Genomic DNA, 19,149 nt, shown 5'->3' with positions numbered 1-19,149 from the left:
TGTCTCCTGCCAAGAAAATAGAACGCGTTCCTGATCTGCGGAACCCCGGCCGTGCTACTTTCTGAACTCGGTTCTAATTGCGGAGGTGCCGGATGGCCGACGTCGGGCTGGACGGGCGCGTGGCGGTGGTGACCGGCGCGGCGGCCGGACTCGGGCGGGCCGAGGCGCTGGCCCTGGCCGCCGCCGGGGCGGACCTGGTGCTCGGCGACGTGTCGCCCGCCCTGGCCGACGTCGCCCAGGAGGCCGAGGCGCTGGGCGTCAAGGTCCGCACCGTGCTCGGCGACGTGGCGGAAACGCAGGTCGCGCACGACCTCGTGACCGCGGCCGTCGAGGGGCACGGCCGGCTCGACGTGGTGGTCAACAACGCGGGTTTCGTGCGCGACCGGATGCTGTTCGGCATGTCGGACGACGAGTGGGACTCCGTGGTCCGGGTGCACCTGCGCGGGCACTTCGTGGTCTCGCGGGCGGCTGCGGCCTACTGGCGCGACCGGTCCAAGCTGTCGGGGGCGCCCGTCTACGGCCGGCTGGTGAACACCGCCTCGGAGGCCTGGCTGTTCGGGGCGCCCGGCCAGCCGAACTACGCGGCGGCCAAGGCCGGGATCGCCGCCCTGACCGTGGCGGCCGCGCGCGGGCTGTCCCGGTACGGCGTGCGCGCCAACGTCATCTGCCCGCGGGCCCGGACCGCGATGACGGCCGGGGTCTTCGGTGACCCGCCGGCCGCCGGCGTCGACCCGCTGTCCGTCGAACACGTGGCGCCGTTCGTGGCCTACCTGGCCTCGCCGGCCGCCGAGGCCGTGAACGGCCAGGTGTTCGTGGTGCACGGCGGGGGGGTCGCCCACCTCGCGCCGCCTACGGTCGCGCGCCGGTTCACCGCCGCGGGCGAGCTCTGGACGGCCGAGGAACTGGCCGTCCAGCTCGACCCCTACTTCGCGGGGCGCGACCCGGACGACGTGTTCGCGGTGACCGAACTCCTCGGGTGACGCTCAGAGCCGCTCGATGATCGTCACGTTGGCCTGACCACCGCCCTCGCACATCGTCTGCAGCCCGTACCGCCCGCCGGTGCGTTCGAGCTCGTGCAGCAGCGTCGTCATCAGCCGGGTGCCGGTGGCGCCGATCGGGTGCCCGAGGGCGATCGCGCCACCGTTGACGTTCACCCGCTCCAGGTCGGCCCCGGTCTCGTCGGCCCAGGCCAGGACGACGCTCGCGAACGCCTCGTTGATCTCGACCAGATCGATCTCGTCGAGCGTCAACCCCGCCCGGCGCAGCGCGTACTCCGTGGCCGGGATGGGACCGGTCAGCATGTAGACGGGGTCGGCGGCGCGCGCACTCAGGTGGTGGATGCGGGCCCGCGGTCTCAAGCCGTGCTCGCGCACCGCGCGCTCGGAGGCGACCAGGACGGCGCTGGCCGCATCGGACAGCTGGCTGGCCAGGGCCGCGGTGAGGCGGCCGCCCGGGCGCAGGGTCTTCAGCCCCGCCATCCGCTCGAGCGTCGTGTCCCGGCGCGGGCCCTCGTCGACCGTCACGTCGCCGAGGGGTGCGGTCTCGCGGGCGAACCGGCCCTCGTCGATCGCGCGCAGCGCGCGCCGGTGGCTCTCCAGGGCGAAGGCCTCCATCCGCTCCCGGGACAGCCCCCACTTCTGGGCGATCAGCTCGGCGGCCCGGAACTGGGAGATCTCCTGGTCGCCGTAGCGGCGCCGCCAGCCGACCGAGCCGCTGAAGGGGTCGGTGAAGCCGAGCGGTTCCGCCGCGGTCATGGCGAACGCGATCGGGATCTGGGACATGTTCTGCACGCCGCCGGCGACCACCAGGTCCGACGTGCCGCTCAGGATCGCCTGGGCCGCGAAATGCACGGCCTGCTGCGACGAACCGCACTGCCGGTCGACCGTGACGCCGGGCACCTCCTCGGGCAGCCCGGCGGCCAGCCAGGCGGTGCGCGCGATGTCGCCCGCCTGGGGTCCCACGGTGTCGACGCAGCCGAACACGACGTCGTCCACCGCGGCCGGGTCCAGCCCGGTGCGGGCCATCAGCTCGGTCAGCACGTGCGCGCCGAGGTCGGCCGGGTGCACGGCGGCCAGCCCGCCACCCCGTCGTCCCACCGGGGTCCGGACGGCGCCCACCAGGTACGCCTCGGCCATGTGACCCTCCATTGTTCGCGCTGGATAAGCGCATTTGGGCTCATTGAAGTAAGACTCCGATTCTATTACGCTCGACGCCGTGGACATCAAGGGTGCGGCCGCCGTCGCCGCGCCCGAGCTCGTCCCCGATGCGGCTCGCGCCACCGTCGGCACGGTCGTCTCGCGGCGCAGCGGTCCGGTGATCGCGCGCGAGTTCCAGCGCTGGGCCGCCGCGGTCGGCGACCGCAACCCGCTCTACTTCGACGCCGAGTTCGCCGGCCGGCACGGGTACCGCGACATCGTCGCCCCGCCCCTCTTCCTGCCGGTGGCCGTGCTCGGGGTGGTCGACGTCGAGCAGCTGCGCCCGGACGGCGTCCCCGCCGGTTTCCTCGGCACGGTGCCCCTGCCGCACACCCCGCGCCTGATGGCCGGGGGTGAGTCGTGGGAGTTCGGCGAGCCGGCCCACCCCGGCGACCAGGTGACGGCGGTGCGTCGCATCCGCTCGGTCGAGCAGAAGGCCGGCCGCTCGGGGGCCTTCGTGGTCGTCGTGGCCGAGACGGTCTACACCCGAGGGGACGGCGCCCTGCTGGCCCGCGCGACCGACACCGTCCTGGCCCTGCCGTGACCGCCCCTGGGCCGGAACGCGAGCGCGAGCACGTCCGGGTCGCCGACCTCCGCCCCGGGGACCGCCTGCCCGTCCTCACGGTGACCCCCGGCCCGGAGCAGCTGTTCTTCTTCAGCGCGGCCGTCTACAACGGCCACCGCATCCACTACGACCGCGGCTGGGCGGTCGACGTCGAGGGGCATCCCGGCGTCCTGGTCCAGGGCGCCCTGCAGACCGCCTGGCTGGCCCGCGTCGTCACCGACTGGGCCGGGCCGTCGGCGCGACTGGTCCGGTTCGGGTCCCGCAACCGCGGATCGGCCGTGGCCGGCGAGACCCTCACCTTCTCGGGGGCGGTGACCGCCGTGCACCACGACGGCGACCGGGTCGTCGTCGACCTGGAGCTGACCGGTGCGAACGCGGCCGGTGAGGTGCTGATGCCGGGCGAGGCGACGGTGTCGTTCCCGGCCGCCGGGACGCCGCGGGACCAGCCATGAGCAGTCTGGGCATTCTGGGGGCGGGCACCATGGGCGCCGGGCTGGCGCTGGTCGCCGCGCAGGCCGGGCTGGACGTCGTCCTCCTCGATCGTGACGACGCCGCGGCCCAGCGGGGGCGCGGGTACGTCGAGTCCCGCCTGCGGCGGGATGTGCTCAAGGGGCGGCGCCCCGCGGCGGAGGCCGACGCCGTCCTGGCCCGGGTCACGGCCACCGACTCCTACGCCGACCTGGCCGGACTGCCTCTGGTGATCGAGGCGGTCTTCGAGGACCGGGCCGTGAAGCGCGACGTGATCGGCCGGGTCGAGCAGGTGTTGCCGGCCGACGCCGTCCTGGCCAGCAACACCAGCGCCATGCCGATCACCGGTCTGGCCGAGTTCAGCCGCCGCCCGGAGCGGTTCCTCGGGATGCACTTCTTCTCCCCGGCCGAGCGCATGCCGCTCGTGGAGATCATCTGCGGTCGGCGCACCTCCGACGACACGCTCGCGGCCGCGCTCGACCTGGCCCGGGCCCTGGGCAAGACCCCCATCGTCGTCAACGACGCTCCCGGCTTCTTCACCTCACGGTTCATCGGCTCGTTCATCACCGAGAGCCTGCGGATGGTCACCGCCGGGGTGGACCCGGCCCTGGTCGAGGAGGGCGCGCGGCGAGTCGGGATGCCGATGGGGGCCCTGGCCATCTCCGACTCGATCGGCCTGGACGTCAGCGTGCACGCCGCGCGGCAACGGGCCCTCGACGAGGGGCGGCCCGCGCCGGAGCCCGGCCCGGTGGGGCTGCTCGTGGAACGGGGCCGGCACGGGCGCACGAGCGGCCACGGGTTCTACGACTACGGGCCGGACGGCGAGGCCGTGCTCTGGCCCGGCCTGGCCGAGCTCTTCCCGCGCGCCGCCGAGCAACCCGCGCTCGACGACGTGGGCACCCGCATCCTGTACGCGCAGCTGGTCGAGGGAACCCGCGCGTTCGCCGACGGCGTGCTCACCTCGGCCCGGGACGGCGACCTCGGGGCCACCCTCGGCGTGGGGTTCCCGCTCGCGCTGGGCGGCCCGTTCGCCGCGATCGATGCGATCGGGGTGGCCGCCTTCGTCGCCGAGGCCGACCGGCTGGCCGCGGCGCACGGGCCCCCGTTCGACGTCCCGGACCTGGTGCGGGAGATGGCGCAACGCGGCCTCACGTTCCACGGCGACGGCGGGCCCGCCGTCGTCCCGCCCGGCCGGAGAGGGTGAGCGCCGTGGTCGACCAGGCCTCGAGTCAGACGACCAGCCAGACGTCCAACGGGGTGTCCGTGGACGGCCTGCCCGCGTGGCAGCTGGCGCGGCGTGAGCAGATCGTGCGGGCGGCGTTGGGGGCGTTGGAGGAGCAGGAGTACGAGCGGATCCAGATCCGGGACGTGGCGGCCGACGCTGGTGTCGCCCTCGGGACGTTGTACCGGTACTTCTCGTCGAAGGAGCACCTCTACGCGGCGGTGCTGGGGGAGTGGGCCGCGTTCGAGAAGGCCCGCCCCCGGCGCAGTTCCCGGCTGGCGCCGGCCGAGCGGGTCCGGCATCGCGTGCACGCCGTGCTGCGGGCCTTCGCGGCGCAGCCGCAGTTCTTCAAGGTGCACGTACTGCTGCAGGCCAGCGGTGACGCCAACGCACGGGCCCTGCTGGTGCGGTTCAACCAGGTCGCGCACGAGTCGCTGGCCGCCGAGTTCGACCTGTGGCCGCCCGACGAGGCGCAGGACGTGTCGATCATGCTCTGGTCGATCATCAACTCGATGGTCACCCAGGTCGTCTACCAGGGCGGCGTGATGCCGCAGGTGTACCAGGTGGTCGACCGGTTCATCGACCTGCTCGTGCCGCGGATGGAGGAGCTGGAGCACCAGGTCTAGGCGCCGGCCCGCACCCCGAGGGCGCCCAGATGCGTGTACTCGCAGGCGATCACGGCCCCCGGGCGGACCGGGACCGGCGCCGTCAGCCCCCCGGTCAGCACCAGCCAGCCGCGCTCCAGGGTCACCCCCTGCGGGCCCAGGGCGTTCGCCGCGGCGGCCAGCGCCCGGGCCGGGTGCCCGAGCACCGCGGCCCCGGTGGCCGAGTCGACCACCGCGCCGTCCACGACCACGAGCACGCCTTCCAGCGTGAGGTCGAGGCCCCCTGGTCGGTCGGTCGCCACGCCCACCGGGCCGGTGAGGAAGCCGCGGACCCGGCCCCCGTCGTCCTGCACCGTCAGGGCCCCGTGCACCGAGCGGACGCCGGCCAGCGCACCCGCCGACGTCACCCCCGGCCCGCGCAGCGGGTCGCCGAGCAGGAAGGCCAGGCTCGGGGTGACTGTCGCCACCTCCGGCGGCAGTGCGACGTCCGGCGCCAGTTCGGCTGCCGCGGTGAGGTATTCGGTGATCAGGCCGTCGGGGCCGAGGGCCAGCCCCACGGCGTCGGCGATCGGCGCGCTCATCGGGCGCCGCTGCTCGACAGCACCCCGTGCTCGCGTTCCTGGACCAGCTGGAGCGCCACGTCGATGATCATGTCCTCCTGGCCGCCGACGTACCCGGCCTCGCCGACCCGCTGGAGGATCTCGTGGGCCGGCACCCCGTACCGTTCGGCGGCCCGCTCGGCGTGCAGCAGGAAGCTGGAGTACACCCCGGCGTAGCCCTGCACGATCGAGGCCCGGTCCATGAACGGCAGCCGCGGGATCGTCGGGCGCACGACGTCCTCGGCGGCCGCCAGCACCTCCTGCACGTCGACGCCGGTCGGGATGCCGAGCCGGTCGAAGGTGGCGGCCAGCACCTCGGTCGGCGAGTTGCCGGCCCCCGCGCCGAGCGCGCACAGTGCGCCGTCGATCTGCCGGGCGCCGGTCTGGTAGGCCAGCACCGAGTTCGCGACGCCCAGCGAGAGGTTCTGGTGGCCGTGGAATCCCACCTGGGCCTCGGTGGCGACCTCGTCGAGCACGGCCTGGATCCGGGCCTGCGCGTCCCCGAGGACGAGGGCCCCGGCCGAGTCGACCACGTAGACGCACTGGGCGCCCGCGTCCACCATGATCCGGGCCTGCCGGGCCAGGTTCTCGGGCGTGGTGCGGTGCGACAGCATCAGGAAGCCGACCGTCTCGAAGCCCTTGGCCCGCGCGGCCCCGAAGTGCTGGACGGCGGTGTCGGCCTCGGTGCAGTGGGTGGCGATCCGGGCCACCCGGGCGCCGCAGTCCCAGGCCCGGTTCAGGTGCTCGACGGTGCCGACCCCGGGCAGCATGAGGACCGCGATCTTGGCCTGGTGGGCCTCCTCCACGGCCGCCGCGATCAGCTGGAACTCGTCGACCTTCGAGAACCCGTAGTTGAAGCTCGAGCCGCCGAGGCCGTCGCCGTGGGCCACCTCGATCACCTGCACCCCGGAACGGTCCAGGGCGTGCACGATGGCCCGGACCTGTTCCTCGGTGAACTGGTGCCGCATGGCGTGCGACCCGTCCCGCAGCGTGGAGTCGGTGATCCGCAGTTCCGGCGTCCCGCTCATCCGACTACTCCCGTCCTCGCCGTGGTCCGATGCGTGGCGATCAGCTCCCCGACCCGGGCGGCCGACGCCGTGATGATGTCGAGGTTGCCCGCGTAGTCGGGCAGGTAGTCGCCGCGGCCGCGGACCTCGAGGAAGACGGCCACCCGGGCCATCCCGTTCCAGACGTCGCGGGCCTCGTCGTACTGCGGGTCGGCGCGCAACGTGTAGCCGGGCACGTACTCGCGGACCCGGTCGACCATGGCCCCGATCGAGGCGGTGACCGCATCCTGCAGGTCGCCGGGGGCCGCCGCCTCGGCCGGGATCGCGCAGAAGACGGTGTTGCGCATGATCATCGGCGGTTCGACCGGGTTCAGGATGATGATCGCCTTGCCCCGGTCGGCGCCGCCGACCACCTCCAGCCCGGTGGACGTCGTCCGGGTGAACTCGTCGATGTTGGCCCGGGTGCCCGGGCCGGCCGAGCGGGAGGCGATGGACGCGACGATCTCGGCGTAGAGCACCGGGACGACGCTGCTCACCGCGTGCACCATCGGCGCCGTGGCCTGGCCACCACAGGTGATCATGTTGAGGTTGGGCGCGTCGAGCTGGAACTCGAGGTTCACCGGTGGGCACACGTACGGGCCGATGGCGGCGGGCGTCAGGTCGACCGCGGTGATCCCGGCCTCGGCGTAGCGGGGGGCGTTGGCCCGGTGCGCGTAGGCGCTGGTCGCCTCGAACACGATGTCCGGCAACGGGTCCTGTCGCAACAGCCAGTCCACCCCCTCGGGGCTGGCCTCCACCCCGGCGGCCCGGGCCCGGCGCAACCCGTCGCTGTCGGGGTCGACGCCGACCATGTACCGCAGGTCGAGGGCGTCCGTGCGCTGCAGCTTGACCATCAGGTCCGTGCCGATGTTGCCGGACCCCACGATGGCCGCGACGGCCGTACTCATGCTGCCTCCACAGGATCTGGGTCGGGACTGAAGTTCGCGGTGACGCTGCCGAGCCCGCCGAAGGTGGCGGTGACGGTCGAGCCCGGGCGTACGGCCACCGACGCGGTGATCGAGCCGGGCAGGACGACGTGGCCCGGCTCGAGCGAGACCCCGCGCGCACCCAGGGTGTTGGCCAGCCAGACCAGCGACGTGACCGGCGACCCGAGGACGGCACCCCCCGCCCCGGTGCCGGCCACCGCGCCGTCCACCCGCAGGACGCAGCCGGACAGCCGCAGGTCGACCGCGCCGAGGGGGACCGGCGTGCTGCCGAGGACGACGCCGCCCGAGGAGGCGTTGTCGGCGATGGTGTCGAGCAGCCCGATCCGCCAGTCCCGGATCCGGGAGTCGATGATCTCCAGCGCGGGCAGGACGTGGTCGACGGCGGCGACGGCCTCGGCGGCGGTCACGCCCGGGCCCGACAGCGGGCGGCCGAGCACGAAGGCGACCTCGGGCTCGACCCGGGGTTGCAGGAAGTGCGACGTCGGGATCGGGAGGTGCTCGGAGTGGAACATGCTGTCGAGCAGGTGCCCGAAGTCCGGCTGGTCGACGCCCATCTGGCGCTGCATGGCGGCCGACGTGAGGCCGACCTTGTGCCCGGCCACCCGTGCCCCGCCGGCCACCCAGGCCCGGGCCTGCAGCACCTGGATCGCGTAGCTGTCGTCGAGGTCGAGCCCGGGGTGGGTCTGCACCAGCGGGGCCACGGGGACGCCGGTCCGGTAGGCCTCGAGCAGGAGTTCGGCGGCCGCGGAGCGCAGGCTCTCCTCCACACCGACTCCCTCTGCCGACACCGCCGGATCACGACCAGATACTGAACTCAGGTTCTAGGTTCAATATCGCGTCAGGGCGGTGGCCAGCGCAAGAGCCCCGGCTCGCGGGCAATTCTTAGAATCCGAATTCGGTTCATACCTTGACCGGGGCCGCCGGATGCTCGTAGCGTCGACGCGCCGGGGCCGACGACGACTTCGGAAAGGGGCCTTGTCGTATGAACATTCCGACACGCCTGACGACAGTGCGTCGCCCGGCGGCCGTTCCGGCGGCACTGATGGTCGTGGCCCTGTGCGCGGCCGGCTTCTCCGGCTGGGCCACCTGGCGGTCCCGCGAGCACGACGGCCGGGCCGCGGACAGTGCGGCCGCCGTCGCGGCCGCCCGGCAGGAGGTCCTGGCCCTGACCACGGTGTCCAAGGGCACCGCCGCCGCCAGCCTGGAGAGGCTGCGGCTCGGGGCGGCGGAACCGTTCGCCTCGGACATCGCCCAGTCCTCCGGGGCCCTGCAGCAGGTGCTCACCGCCCAGGACGTCACGTCGCAGGGTGTGATCGTCGAGAGTGGGATCAGCAGCATCGACGCCGACTCCGCCGTGGTCCTGCTGGCCGCCGACGCCACCGTCACCTCGGCCTCCGCGGCCCCGGCCGTACGGCACTACCGGATGAGCGCGCGGATGTCGCACGTCGGCGACCGGTGGCTCGTCTCCGACCTGGAATTCGTTTCCTAGGAGGGGAGTACGGATGAGCCTGGACCTGGAGCACGACCTCGAGGACTACGTCGATGACGAGGACGACGACACCCGGGACGAGGCCGACGAGCGTGGACCGGCGCCCGCCGGCCGCGGCCGGCTCACCCCCGTTCTCGCCCTGGTGACACTCGCGCTCGTGGTGCTGGCCGCCGTCCAGGGCCTGGCCCTGCGATCGGCCAGCCAGGCCGACCGCGAGTCGGCGGCCGCCACCCGGGCCGCGCGGGCCGCCGTCCCGGCCGTGCTCTCCTACGACTACCGGCACCTGGACGCGGATTTCGCCCGGGCCCGGACGTACCTGACGGGCTCGTTCGCCACCCAGTTCGACGGCGTCGCCACCGGCACCGTCGCCCCGGTGGCCACCGAGCGGCAGGTCGTCACCTCGGCCGCCGTGACCGGATCGTCGGTGGTCACCCGCTCCGGCGACACGGTGGTCGTCCTGCTGTTCGTCAACCAGACGACGTCGGCGCTGCCCGAGAAGACCAGCGAGAAGACCGGCGGGAAGGCGGGTGGGAAGGCGGGCGAGAAGAGCCTCGCCCAGCAGAGTCTCGATCTCAGCCGGGTCCGCGTGACCATGCAGCGGGCCGGTGGTGACTGGCGCGTCGCCGACCTGCGGGGCGTGTGATGGCCCTGCAGCCCAGGGAACTCGCGCGGGCCGCCGTCACGCCGGTCGGCAGCTTCTTCGACACGGCGCTGCGCACGGGGGCGGCGCTGTTCCGCCGTCCGTTCCAGTGGAACGAGCTGGTCTCCCAGCTGACGTTCCTGGTCGGGGTCACGCTGGTGCCGACAATCCTGCTGACCATCCCGTTCTGCGCGATCACGGTGTTCCTGATCAACCAGCTGCTCATCCAACTCGGCGCGACCGACCTGGCGGGGGCCGGGGCCGGACTGGCCGTGGTCCGCGAGATCGGGCCGCTGTGCAGCGTTCTCGTCGTGGCGGGGGCCGGGGCCACGGCCATGTGCGCCGACCTCGGGGCCCGCCGGATCCGCGAGGAGATCGACGCCATGGAGGTGCTCGGCATCGATCCGATCCACCGGCTGGTGGTGCCCCGGGTGGTGGCCGGCACGGTGGTGGCCGTCGCCCTGACCGCCGTGGTCTGTGTCGTCGGGCTGGCCAGCGGCTACTTCTTCTCGGTCGTGGTGCAGGGGGCCTCGCCGGGGCAGTACGTGGCCAACCTGACCCTGCTGACCACGGGCACCGACTTCCTGATCAGCGAGTTCAAGGCCGCCCTGTTCGGGATGGCCGCGGCCCTGGTCGCCTGTCACCGCGGGCTGATCGCCGGGGGCGGTCCCAAGGGTCTGGGCGAAGCGGTGAACCAGACCGTCGTCTACGCCTTCGTGCTGCTCTTCGTGCTCAACGCGCTCATCAGCGCCGTCTACCTGCAGTTCCGGTAGCGCCATGGCCAACCCCTTGCGCCGGCCGCTGCGTCGTCCACTGGGCACGCTGGAATCGATGGGCCGGCAGGCCCGGTTCCACCGCGAGGCCGTGCTGCAGATCCCGTTCGCGATCCGGAACTACCCGGGCGAGATCCGGCGGCTGCTGGGCGAGGTCAGCCTGGGGAGCGGGGCCCTGGCCGCGATCGGCGGCACGATCGTGATCATCTCGTTCCTGACCATCGCCATCGGGTTCGAGATCGGCCTGCAGGGCTACTCGCAGCTGTCCACGGTCGGCGTGGCCGCCCTGTCGGGGTTCACCTCGGCCTACATCAACACCCGCGAGGGAGCGCCGCTGATCGCGGCGATCGCGCTGATCGCCACCGTGGGCGGGGGTTTCACCGCCCAGCTGGGGGCGATGCGGGTCTCCGAGGAGGTCGACGCGCTCGAGACGATGGCGGTGCGGCCCGTCGCCTACCTGGTCTCGACCCGGATCGTGGCCGGGCTGATCGCCGTCATACCGCTGTACACGCTGGCCCTGATCATGACCTACGCCTCGACCAAGTTCGTCACCACGACCATCAACGGACAGCCGGACGGCACGTACGACCACTACTTCCAGGTCTTCCTCGCCCCGTCCGACATCCTCATCTCGATGGTCAAGCTGACCGTGATGGCCGTGGCGATCATCCTGATCCACAGCTACTACGGCTACAACGCGTCCGGTGGTCCGGTCGGCGTGGGGGTGGCCGTCGGCCGGGCGGTACGCACGTCGCTGATCGTCGTCATGGTGATCGACCTGCTGCTGACGGTCTCCCTGTACGGGCACTCGGTGATCGAGATCTCGGGATGAGCGGGATGAGCGGGATGAGCGGGATGAGCGGGATGGAGACGGCCGACCGCCGGATCCGGCAGACGGACCGGGTCATCGGGGCTCTGATGGCCGCCCTGACCGTGCTCGTGGTGATCTGTGTGTACGCGGGCTACCGAGGCGCGTTCAGCGACGAGATCGTCGTCCACCTGCGCACCCAGCGGGCCGGCCTGCTGCTCGAGACCGGCGCCCCGGTGCGCATTCTCGGGGTCAAGGTCGGCACCGTGCGGGAGATCAGCGCCTCGGGCGACACGGCCGACATCACCCTCGGGATCGACTCCGGGCGGGCCGAGGAGGTCCCGGACAACACGCTCGTCGAACTGAAGCCGACCACCATCTTCGGGGCCAAGTACGTCGAGCTCGAACTGCCGGCCCGGCCGTCGGCGCAGCACGTGGTGGAGGGCTCGACGTTGCGCCCGACCGGTCGGCCGGTGGAGTCGAACGAGGTGTTCGAGAACATCGTCGACCTGCTCGACACGGTGCAGCCGCAGAAGGTGAACGCCGCGCTGACCGCGGTGGCCGGTGGGCTCGACGGCCGCGGGCAGAAGCTCGGGCGGAGCCTCGATGACGCCGACAGGTTCCTGGCCGGCATCGAACCCAGCCTCGACCAGGCCGAGCAGGACGTCACGCTGGCCACGAAACTGATCCCCAGCTACCGCAGGGCCTACCCCGACCTGGTCGACGCCCTCGACGACTTCCGGACCACGAGCGGCACGCTGACGAGCCGGCAGCCGGCCATCGGGACGTTCCTGAGGGAGCTGCAGGTGGCCACCGGCGACACCACGGCGCTGGCCGTCGACGCCTCGGGACCGCTGGGCAGCGCGACGAAGAACCTGGACCGGCCCACGGCGACGCTCAACCGCTACGCGCCGATGATGGAGTGCTTCATCCGCGGCGCGGCGAAGATGGACCGGCAGGCGCTGCCCGCCTTCCTGAAGTACCCGGGCGTGGTCAGCCAGGTCAGCCTGCTGCCGCGGATCGAGCCGTACAAGTACCCCGAGGACCTGCCGAAGGTCGGCATCGACACCGGTCCGAACTGCTACGGGCTGCCCAACCGCGGGTACGACAACCCCATCGGGCCGCTGCGTTTCGACGACGGGATCACCCCGTGAGGCCGCGCTCGACCGCGAGCCGCGGTGCCGTGCTGAGCATGGTCGTCTTCTTCGTCGTGGCCGCGGTGCTGGCCTACGGCACGTGGAGCACACTCTCCAACAATCTGCCGGGTGACACCGAGGAGTACTCGGCGGTCTTCACCGACGTGTCCGGGCTGACCCCGGGCAGCGAGGCGCGCATCGCCGGGGTGCCGATCGGCCGGGTGGACTCCGTGCACGTCACCGACTCCGGCCAGGCGCTGGTGCGGTTCGCGATCGACCGCAGCGTGGCGCTGACCGCGAGCACCAACGTCGCCGTCCGGTACAAAGACCTGACCGGCCGCCGGTACCTCTCGCTGTACCAGCCGGACGCCGCGCCCCCGGGTGCTGCGCTGGCTCCCGGTGCCACCATCCCGGTCGCGCGCACCCAGCCGGCGCTCGACCTCGACCAGTTGTTCGGCAGCTTCCAGCCCCTGCTGCAGGGCCTCTCGCCCGAGCAGGTGAACCGGCTGTCGACCGAGTTCATCCAGGTGCTGCAGGGGGAGGGCAGCACGGTGCTGATGCTGTTGGAGGACGTCGCGAGCTTCACCGCCGCGATCGCCGACCGGGACGAGGTGATCGGCGAGGTGATCGACAACCTGTCGGCCGGGATCGCCTCGCTGGACGACGGGCAGGGCACCCTGGCCGCGTCCCTGGACAGTGCGCACCGGCTGGTGGCCGCCATGAACGCGGACCGCAAGGTCCTGGCGAAGGGGCTGCGCGACACCGACGCCGTGGCCGCCCAGGCCACCGACCTGCTCTCGGCGCTGCGCCCGCCGCTCATGGACGCCGCCGATCAGCTGCGCCGGGTCACCGCCACGGTGAACAAGCCCGCCAACAGCACGAGGCTCGACGGCATGATGCAGGAGCTGCCGAAGGCCTACCTGCGGATGTCGGGCGCCGGGTCGTACGGCACCTTCTACAACTTCTGGATGTGCGGTCTGGGGCTCACCTTCGACGAGCTGGGCCCGACGGTCACCGTGCCGATGCAGGTGCTCGACCAGCCGAGGTGCAAGGAGTGAGGGAGCGGGACCACCTCCGGCTGGGCGTCGTCGGCAGCGTCGCCGTCCTCGTGCTGCTGGCCGTCGCGCTCAACTCCAGCACGATCATCAGCCGGTTCGGCACGGACCAGCTGCAGGCCGTGTTCGGGGAGGCCGGGGGGCTGGCGCCGGGTGACGAGGTGCGGATGGCCGGGACGACGGTCGGCAGCGTCACCGGCGTGCGGCTCGAGGGGGCCACGGTTCTCGTCACCATGCGGGTCGACGACGACCTGCCGCTGCGCAACCGCAGCCGGGCCGCGATCAAGACGGCGACCGTCCTCGGGCGCAAGTACGTCGCGCTCTCCTCGGAGGGTTCGGCCCCGCTCAGGTCCGGGGCGCGCATCCCGCGGGACCGGACGACGTCCCCCTACGACATCACCCGCACGCTGGCCGACCTGACCACCAACGTGCGCGACATCGACACCGGGAAGGTGGCCGACGCGCTCGACACCGGGACCGACGTGTTCGCCCGGACCCCGGAGAGTTTCGCGGCGGCGCTGGACGGCATCCGCCGGCTGTCCGACACGATCGCCTCGCGCGACGAGCAGCTGACCACCCTGCTGCAGCGCACCCAGAACCTGACCCAGGTGCTGGCCGAGCGCCGGGACGCGTTGATCGCCCTCGTGGACGACGGGAACACCCTGCTGCGGACCGTGCTCCAGCAGCGGCAGGCGGTCGAGAACCTGTTCACCGACCTCAGTTCCGCGGTCGACCAGCTCCAGCTGCTGGTCCAGGAGGGCCGGACCCGGCTGCACCCGGCGCTCAAGCAGCTGTCGAAGACGCTCGCCCTGGTGAACAAGCGACGGGCCGACCTGGACCTGAGCCTGCAACGGCTCGGCCCCTTCATCCGGTCGCTGGGCGAGGCGGTCGGCAACGGCCCGTTCTTCCTGGCCTACGTGGGCAACCTGACGCCGGCGGGTTTCCCGCAGACGGCGGGCAACCCGTGACGCGCGCCGCGCAGCCACGCCAGATCGTGGCCGTCCTCCTGGTGACCTCGCTCGTCGTCGCCCTCCTCGTCGGCGCCGGGCGTTGGGCTCACCGGGGCACGCAGTTCACCGCCGTCTTCACCCGGGCGGTCGGGCTGTACCCGGGCGACGAGGTCCGGGTGCTCGGCGTCCGGGTCGGCACGGTGGACGCGATCACCCCCGAACCGGACGGTGTGCACGTGCGGATGACGCTGGACGGCGGGGTGAAGGCACCCGCGGACGCGGACGCCGTGCTCGTCGCGCCCAGCCTGGTGTCGAGCCGGTACGTCCAGCTCACCCCGGCCTGGACGAAAGGTCCGGTGCTGCAGGACGACACGGTGATCGGCTCGAAGCGCACGTCGGTCCCCGTGGAGTGGGACGAGCTGAAACAGGCCCTGGACAACTTCGCGAAGGACCTCGGCCCCGACTCCGCCGACGGCAGCGGGCCGCTGGGCCGGGCCGTCGACGTGACGTCGAAGAACCTCGACGGCCGGGGCAAGTCGATCAACGGCACCATCGAGGAGCTGTCCCAGGCGCTCGACGTCCTGGCCCGCAACCGCGGCGACATCTACGGCACCGTGAGCAATCTCGCGCAGTTCACCGCCACGCTGAAGGAGAGCGACGCCCAGATCACGCTGTTCGCCCGGCAGATGGACACCCTGACCGCGCTGCTGGCCGCCAACCGCCGCGACCTGTCCGGGGCCCTGAAGGACCTGAACGATGTGATGCCGCAGCTGAAGTCGTACCTGGCGGAGGACGGGCCGCTGCTGCAGAAGAACATCGAACAGCTCCAGGTCACCAGCCGGCTGCTGGTCGACCGGCGGCAGGACATCGCCGACACGCTGCAGACGTCGCCGGTGTCGCTGTCGAACACGCTGGCGATGTACGACCCGAAGAGCAAGGCCACGACGGCCGGTCTGGCGTTCCCCTACCTGGAGGGGCCGAAACAGGTGGTCTGCTTCCTGGTCTCGCGGGTGACGGGTTCCGCGCTGTGCGACGCCCTGCTGAAGCTGTTCCCGTTCCTGGACACCTCCACGCCGAGCGCCCGGAAGGCCGCCGTCACCGGGGACCTGAAGGAGCTGATGACGCGATGAAGGCCCTCACCGCCGTGGTCTGCGCCCTCGTGCTCACCGGCTGTTCAGGCGGACTGCCCTTCGCGGCCGGCAGCGGCGGCGACGGGTACGAGATCCAGGTGCAGATGAGCGACGTGCACAACCTGGTCCGCAACGCCGAGGTGAAGGTCGCCGACGTCACCGTCGGCGCGGTCACCGCCATCCGGCTCGAGGGCTGGAACGCCGAACTCACCGTGCGGTTGCAGCCCGACGTGTCCCTGCCGGCCGACGCGCAGGCGCGGGTCGCGACCAAGAGCCTGCTGGGCGCCCAGTACCTCGAGCTGCTCGCCCCCACCCCGGCCCGGGGGGCCGACCCGGCCGCGATGCCGAGACTGACCCCCGGCAGCACGATCCCGCTCGCCCACACGGGCGCCTATCCGGAGACCGAGGACCTGCTGATCGCCCTGTCGACGCTGCTCAACGGCGGCGGCCTGGGCCAGATCCGCACCATCACCACGGAACTCAACTACGCGCTCGACGGGCGCGGCCCCGAGATCCGGCGGCTGCTCGAACGCCTCCAACGGGTGACCGCCGAGCTGAACGACCAGCGCGGCCGGATCGACAAGCTGCTCAGCCAGCTCGACGGGCTCGGCGCCACACTGGCGGCCGAGGGGACGACGGTGCGCCGGGCGCTGCCCGCGCTCGCCCCGGGCCTGGCGGCCCTGCAGGCCCAGCTGCCGCAGCTGACCAAGACCTTGACGACCGTCACGGACCTGAACACGGTCCTCACCCCGGTACTGGCCGCCAACCAGGACGGGCTGGTGCGCGAGGTCCGGCGGCTGGTCCCGGCGTTGAAAGGGGTCGCCGACGCCGGCGACGACATCGTGCCCGCGCTCGACATGCTGCCCACGCTGATCTACCCGACCAGCATGATCAAACGCTCCGTCTTCGGCGATTACCAGAACATCTACCCCGAGGTCGACGTCAAGACCCGCACCCTGCTGAACAACTTCAGCGGCGGCGCGAGGACGGGAGCCGGAGGGTCGTCGACCGTCGCCGTGCGCGGGGCGAACGGTAGCGGCGACGCGACCCCGAGCACCACCCAGCTGTTCGCGCCCACGACCCGGGAGGGGACCTGATGGCCGGTTCGCGCACGGTCCGGCTCCAGCTGACCATCTTCGCCGTGGTCGCTGCGATCACGGTGTCGGTGGTGGCGCTGCGCTACGCCCAGGTGCTCCAGCTGGTCGGGTGGGGTCGCTACGAAGTGACCACCACCCTGCCCAGAACCGGCGGTCTGAGCGGGATCTCGCTGGTCACGTACCGCGGGGTCACGGTCGGCAAGGTGCGGGGGATCGACCTCGGCGGTCACGGAGTCGTGGTCCGGATGTCCGTGGACCGCTCGGCTGACGTGCCCTCCGACGTGGTGGCCCGCGTGCACAGCATGAACGCGATCGGCGAGCAGTTCGTCGACCTCGCACCGCCGACCGACGCGAAGGGGCGGCCCGGCCTGCTCGAGGCGGGCGACGTCGTCCCGGCGGCTCCGGACGCCGTGCCCATCGAGGCCGGCGCGGTGCTGGCCGACGCCAACGCCCTGATCGAGTCGGTCGACCCGAAACAGCTGAGCCGGACCGTCGACGAGGTCGCCGCCGCCTTCGGCGGGCGGGAGGACGACATCGGCACCCTGATCGACAGCGGCAGCGCGCTCATGACGACCGCCACCGACAACCTCGACGTCACCAAGGCGCTGATCGACAACCTGGGCCCGGTGCTGGCCACCCAGCTCGCCATCGCCCCCGACGTGGTCGCCACGTCGAAGAACCTGGCCCTGCTGACCCGGACGCTCAAACTCAGCGACGGCGACCTGCGCGCCCTGATCGCCCAGGGCCCGGCGGTGATCGACGAGCTGAGCGACGTCGTCCAGGGGCTGCACCCCACACTGCCGCTGGTGCTGGCCAATCTGGGCTCCACCGGCCAGGTTCTGACGGTGTACGACGCGGGGGTCCGGCAGTTGCTGGTGCTGCTGCCGGCCACCTACGCCTCCCTGCTGTCGACCGGCTCCGGGCCCGGCAAGCTCGGCGGGAACCTGAACTTCCGGCTCAACATCCAGGACCCGAAGGGCTGCCGGAAGGGCTTCGTGAAACCGCACCGGCCCGGCTCGGACACCAGCACCCCGAAGTCCATCGCCGACGCCTGGTGCAAGGAGCCGGCGACCAGCCAGCTCGCCGTGCGCGGAGCGCGGAACTCGCCGTGCCCGAACGGGGACGGGCGTTCGGCCACCGCCGCCGGGTGCGGGCTGGTCTTCAAGGCGCCGGCCAAGGTCACCACCACCCGGTACGACCCGGCGACGGGGGACTACGTCGGGGCCGGCGGCACCCGCTACCGGATCAGCGCGCCCCAGGGGGGCGGCCGCCCCGACGCCGCCGATCTACTCACCGCACTCAGCAGGTAACCCGCCGCACGCCGCTCAAGGAGGAGCACCATGGGAGTCGAGGTCGAGGTCGAGGGGATGACGAAATCCTTCGGCCGGCACGAGATCTGGAGCGACGTCAGCTTCACGCTGCCGCCCGGGGAGGTCAGCGCCCTGCTCGGCCCGTCGGGCACGGGGAAGTCCGTCTTCCTGAAGTGCATGGTCGGGCTGCTGCGCCCCGAACGCGGCCGGTGCGTGGTCGCCGGGGTGGACACCGTCTCCTGCTCGCGGCACGACCTGTACGAGGTGCGCAAGCACTTCGGGGTGCTGTTCCAGGACGGTGCGCTGTTCGGGTCGATGACCGTCTACGACAACGTGGCGTTCCCCCTGCGCGAGCACACCCGCAAGAGCGAGCGGCAGATCCGCGACATCGTGATGGACCGGATGGCGCTGGTCGGGCTCGAGGGCGCGGAGGAGAAGCTGCCGGGGGAGATCTCGGGCGGGATGAAGAAGCGCGCCGGCCTGGCCCGGGCCCTCGTGCTGGAGCCGGAGATCCTGCTCTGCGACGAGCCCGACTCGGGGCTGGACCCGGTGCGCACCGCGTACCTGTCGCAGCTGCTGATCGACATCAACGCCCGGCTCGACACGACGATCCTGATCGTCACCCACAACATCAACCTGGCCCGCACGGTGCCGGACAACGTGGGGATGCTGTTCCAGCGCCGGCTGGTCGGTTTCGGCCCGCGCGAGCTGATGCTCACCTCCGACGAGCCGGTGATCGCCCAGTTCCTGAACGGCCGCCGGGTCGGCCCGATCGGGATGAGCGAGGAGAAGGACGCGGCGACCGCGGCGGCCGAGCAGGAGCTGGCCGCCAACGGGCACTCCGACGGTTCGACGGGGGAGGACATGACCGCGCTGGTCCGGCAGCTGCAGCCCACCCCGGGCGTGGGCACCCGGCGGGCGGTCGGCCGGCGGATGAACCGGCTGGCCGGGCAGTTGAAGGACCTGCCGCCCGAGCGGCGCGAGGTCGTCGTCCGGGCCCTGCAGGCCGAGCAGGCCGGGGCGGCCTAGGTGTAACCGGCCAGGACGTTGGTGACGGTCGGCGCGGCAGCTTGATCACGTAGTGAGACCTCCGGTGCGGTGGTGATTGCGAAGT

The 19,149-nt window shown here is 72.3% G+C and carries 21 protein-coding genes; 16 read left to right on the top strand and 5 right to left on the bottom strand.

Features of this window, described 5'->3' with window-relative positions; genetic code table 11:
* Nucleotides 1-92 precede the first annotated feature (92 nt).
* On the top strand, nucleotides 93-980 hold the full coding sequence (locus ACIB24_RS21830; protein ID WP_398284321.1) for a 3-oxoacyl-ACP reductase: 888 nt from the start codon (nucleotides 93-95) through the stop codon (nucleotides 978-980).
* A gap of 3 nt (nucleotides 981-983) precedes the next feature.
* Here the strand turns inward: ACIB24_RS21830 and ACIB24_RS21825 are convergent, their stop codons facing one another.
* The gene (locus ACIB24_RS21825; protein WP_398284320.1) at nucleotides 984-2,135 is read right to left on the bottom strand and encodes an acetyl-CoA C-acetyltransferase; all 1,152 of its coding nucleotides are present in this window, start codon (nucleotides 2,133-2,135) and stop codon (nucleotides 984-986) included.
* Between the two features lie 79 nt (nucleotides 2,136-2,214).
* Between ACIB24_RS21825 and ACIB24_RS21820 the strand changes: the two genes are divergently transcribed.
* Genes ACIB24_RS21820 through ACIB24_RS21805 form a run of 4 tightly spaced genes read left to right on the top strand, consistent with a single transcriptional unit; the run spans nucleotide 2,215 to nucleotide 5,076 of the window.
* Complete coding sequence (locus ACIB24_RS21820; protein WP_398284319.1) at nucleotides 2,215-2,739, top strand: FAS1-like dehydratase domain-containing protein; 525 nt, start codon at nucleotides 2,215-2,217, stop codon at nucleotides 2,737-2,739.
* Nucleotides 2,736-3,212, top strand: coding sequence for an acyl dehydratase (locus tag ACIB24_RS21815; RefSeq protein ID WP_398284318.1), 477 nt, complete (start codon nucleotides 2,736-2,738; stop codon nucleotides 3,210-3,212). Before ACIB24_RS21820 ends, ACIB24_RS21815 begins: the two co-directional genes overlap by 4 nt.
* Complete coding sequence (locus ACIB24_RS21810) at nucleotides 3,209-4,432, top strand: 3-hydroxyacyl-CoA dehydrogenase (protein WP_398284317.1); 1,224 nt, start codon at nucleotides 3,209-3,211, stop codon at nucleotides 4,430-4,432. Before ACIB24_RS21815 ends, ACIB24_RS21810 begins: the two co-directional genes overlap by 4 nt.
* Nucleotides 4,433-4,437: 5 nt before the next feature.
* Complete coding sequence (locus tag ACIB24_RS21805; RefSeq protein ID WP_398284316.1) at nucleotides 4,438-5,076, top strand: TetR/AcrR family transcriptional regulator; 639 nt, start codon at nucleotides 4,438-4,440, stop codon at nucleotides 5,074-5,076.
* On the opposite strand, the gene ACIB24_RS21800 is transcribed toward ACIB24_RS21805, so the two are convergent.
* Genes ACIB24_RS21800 through ACIB24_RS21785 form a run of 4 tightly spaced genes read right to left on the bottom strand, consistent with a single transcriptional unit; the run spans nucleotide 5,073 to nucleotide 8,414 of the window.
* The gene (locus ACIB24_RS21800) at nucleotides 5,073-5,636 is read right to left on the bottom strand and encodes a 4-oxalocrotonate decarboxylase (RefSeq protein ID WP_398284315.1); all 564 of its coding nucleotides are present in this window, start codon (nucleotides 5,634-5,636) and stop codon (nucleotides 5,073-5,075) included. The genes ACIB24_RS21805 and ACIB24_RS21800 overlap by 4 nt on opposite strands.
* On the bottom strand, nucleotides 5,633-6,682 hold the full coding sequence (gene dmpG / locus ACIB24_RS21795; RefSeq protein ID WP_398284314.1) for a 4-hydroxy-2-oxovalerate aldolase: 1,050 nt from the start codon (nucleotides 6,680-6,682) through the stop codon (nucleotides 5,633-5,635). Before dmpG ends, ACIB24_RS21800 begins: the two co-directional genes overlap by 4 nt.
* Entirely contained in the window at nucleotides 6,679-7,608 is a 930-nt protein-coding gene (locus ACIB24_RS21790; RefSeq protein ID WP_398284313.1) for an acetaldehyde dehydrogenase (acetylating), read from the bottom strand. Before ACIB24_RS21790 ends, dmpG begins: the two co-directional genes overlap by 4 nt.
* Nucleotides 7,605-8,414, bottom strand: coding sequence for a 2-keto-4-pentenoate hydratase (locus tag ACIB24_RS21785; protein ID WP_398284312.1), 810 nt, complete (start codon nucleotides 8,412-8,414; stop codon nucleotides 7,605-7,607). The genes ACIB24_RS21790 and ACIB24_RS21785 overlap by 4 nt, the downstream gene beginning before the upstream one ends.
* A gap of 215 nt (nucleotides 8,415-8,629) precedes the next feature.
* On the opposite strand from ACIB24_RS21785, the gene ACIB24_RS21780 reads away from it, so the two are divergent.
* The 11 genes from ACIB24_RS21780 to ACIB24_RS21730 are packed head-to-tail and all read left to right on the top strand — an operon-like array spanning nucleotide 8,630 to nucleotide 19,064.
* Nucleotides 8,630-9,136, top strand: a complete 507-nt coding sequence (locus tag ACIB24_RS21780; RefSeq protein WP_398284311.1) for a hypothetical protein — start codon at nucleotides 8,630-8,632, stop codon at nucleotides 9,134-9,136.
* A 13-nt stretch (nucleotides 9,137-9,149) separates the two neighbouring features.
* On the top strand, nucleotides 9,150-9,779 hold the full coding sequence (locus ACIB24_RS21775) for a hypothetical protein (RefSeq protein WP_398284310.1): 630 nt from the start codon (nucleotides 9,150-9,152) through the stop codon (nucleotides 9,777-9,779).
* On the top strand, nucleotides 9,779-10,549 hold the full coding sequence (locus ACIB24_RS21770; RefSeq protein ID WP_398284309.1) for an MlaE family ABC transporter permease: 771 nt from the start codon (nucleotides 9,779-9,781) through the stop codon (nucleotides 10,547-10,549). The genes ACIB24_RS21775 and ACIB24_RS21770 overlap by 1 nt, the downstream gene beginning before the upstream one ends.
* Nucleotides 10,550-10,553: 4 nt before the next feature.
* Nucleotides 10,554-11,381, top strand: a complete 828-nt coding sequence (locus ACIB24_RS21765; protein WP_398284308.1) for an ABC transporter permease — start codon at nucleotides 10,554-10,556, stop codon at nucleotides 11,379-11,381.
* On the top strand, nucleotides 11,378-12,511 hold the full coding sequence (locus ACIB24_RS21760) for an MCE family protein (RefSeq protein WP_398284307.1): 1,134 nt from the start codon (nucleotides 11,378-11,380) through the stop codon (nucleotides 12,509-12,511). Before ACIB24_RS21765 ends, ACIB24_RS21760 begins: the two co-directional genes overlap by 4 nt.
* Entirely contained in the window at nucleotides 12,508-13,551 is a 1,044-nt protein-coding gene (locus ACIB24_RS21755) for an MCE family protein (RefSeq protein ID WP_398284306.1), read from the top strand. Before ACIB24_RS21760 ends, ACIB24_RS21755 begins: the two co-directional genes overlap by 4 nt.
* On the top strand, nucleotides 13,548-14,516 hold the full coding sequence (locus tag ACIB24_RS21750) for an MCE family protein (protein ID WP_398284305.1): 969 nt from the start codon (nucleotides 13,548-13,550) through the stop codon (nucleotides 14,514-14,516). The genes ACIB24_RS21755 and ACIB24_RS21750 overlap by 4 nt, the downstream gene beginning before the upstream one ends.
* Nucleotides 14,513-15,628: an MCE family protein gene (locus tag ACIB24_RS21745; RefSeq protein WP_398284304.1), complete on the top strand. Its 1,116-nt coding sequence runs from the start codon at nucleotides 14,513-14,515 to the stop codon at nucleotides 15,626-15,628. Before ACIB24_RS21750 ends, ACIB24_RS21745 begins: the two co-directional genes overlap by 4 nt.
* A complete protein-coding gene (locus ACIB24_RS21740; RefSeq protein WP_398284303.1) occupies nucleotides 15,625-16,725 on the top strand; it encodes an MCE family protein in 1,101 nt (366 codons plus the stop codon). The genes ACIB24_RS21745 and ACIB24_RS21740 overlap by 4 nt, the downstream gene beginning before the upstream one ends.
* Nucleotides 16,725-18,035: an MCE family protein gene (locus ACIB24_RS21735; RefSeq protein WP_398284302.1), complete on the top strand. Its 1,311-nt coding sequence runs from the start codon at nucleotides 16,725-16,727 to the stop codon at nucleotides 18,033-18,035. The genes ACIB24_RS21740 and ACIB24_RS21735 overlap by 1 nt, the downstream gene beginning before the upstream one ends.
* A gap of 30 nt (nucleotides 18,036-18,065) precedes the next feature.
* The gene (locus ACIB24_RS21730; protein ID WP_398284301.1) at nucleotides 18,066-19,064 is read left to right on the top strand and encodes an ABC transporter ATP-binding protein; all 999 of its coding nucleotides are present in this window, start codon (nucleotides 18,066-18,068) and stop codon (nucleotides 19,062-19,064) included.
* Nucleotides 19,065-19,149 lie beyond the last annotated feature (85 nt).

It is taken from the genome of Spongisporangium articulatum (assembly GCF_044465595.1).
GTDB classification, from domain to species: Bacteria; Actinomycetota; Actinomycetes; order Actinomycetales; family Kineosporiaceae; genus Spongisporangium; species Spongisporangium articulatum.
The sequence above is the reverse complement of the archived record's forward strand: the minus strand, read 5'-3'. Positions and strand labels throughout refer to the sequence as shown.

Excerpts from the sequence above, each read along its gene's own strand:
- ACIB24_RS21765 (WP_398284308.1), top strand. The coding sequence starts at position 10,554 with ATGGCCAACCCCTTGCGCCGGCCGCTGCGTCGTCCACTGGGCACGCTG.
- ACIB24_RS21760 (WP_398284307.1), top strand. The coding sequence starts at position 11,378 with ATGAGCGGGATGAGCGGGATGAGCGGGATGAGCGGGATGGAGACGGCC.
- dmpG (WP_398284314.1), bottom strand. The coding sequence starts at position 6,682 with ATGAGCGGGACGCCGGAACTGCGGATCACCGACTCCACGCTGCGGGAC.
- ACIB24_RS21775 (WP_398284310.1), top strand. The coding sequence starts at position 9,150 with ATGAGCCTGGACCTGGAGCACGACCTCGAGGACTACGTCGATGACGAG.
- ACIB24_RS21830 (WP_398284321.1), top strand. The coding sequence starts at position 93 with ATGGCCGACGTCGGGCTGGACGGGCGCGTGGCGGTGGTGACCGGCGCG.
- ACIB24_RS21730 (WP_398284301.1), top strand. The coding sequence starts at position 18,066 with ATGGGAGTCGAGGTCGAGGTCGAGGGGATGACGAAATCCTTCGGCCGG.
- ACIB24_RS21735 (WP_398284302.1), top strand. The coding sequence starts at position 16,725 with ATGGCCGGTTCGCGCACGGTCCGGCTCCAGCTGACCATCTTCGCCGTG.
- ACIB24_RS21740 (WP_398284303.1), top strand. The coding sequence starts at position 15,625 with ATGAAGGCCCTCACCGCCGTGGTCTGCGCCCTCGTGCTCACCGGCTGT.
- ACIB24_RS21810 (WP_398284317.1), top strand. The coding sequence starts at position 3,209 with ATGAGCAGTCTGGGCATTCTGGGGGCGGGCACCATGGGCGCCGGGCTG.
- ACIB24_RS21780 (WP_398284311.1), top strand. The coding sequence starts at position 8,630 with ATGAACATTCCGACACGCCTGACGACAGTGCGTCGCCCGGCGGCCGTT.
- ACIB24_RS21770 (WP_398284309.1), top strand. The coding sequence starts at position 9,779 with ATGGCCCTGCAGCCCAGGGAACTCGCGCGGGCCGCCGTCACGCCGGTC.
- ACIB24_RS21825 (WP_398284320.1), bottom strand. The coding sequence starts at position 2,135 with ATGGCCGAGGCGTACCTGGTGGGCGCCGTCCGGACCCCGGTGGGACGA.
- ACIB24_RS21800 (WP_398284315.1), bottom strand. The coding sequence starts at position 5,636 with ATGAGCGCGCCGATCGCCGACGCCGTGGGGCTGGCCCTCGGCCCCGAC.
- ACIB24_RS21790 (WP_398284313.1), bottom strand. The coding sequence starts at position 7,608 with ATGAGTACGGCCGTCGCGGCCATCGTGGGGTCCGGCAACATCGGCACG.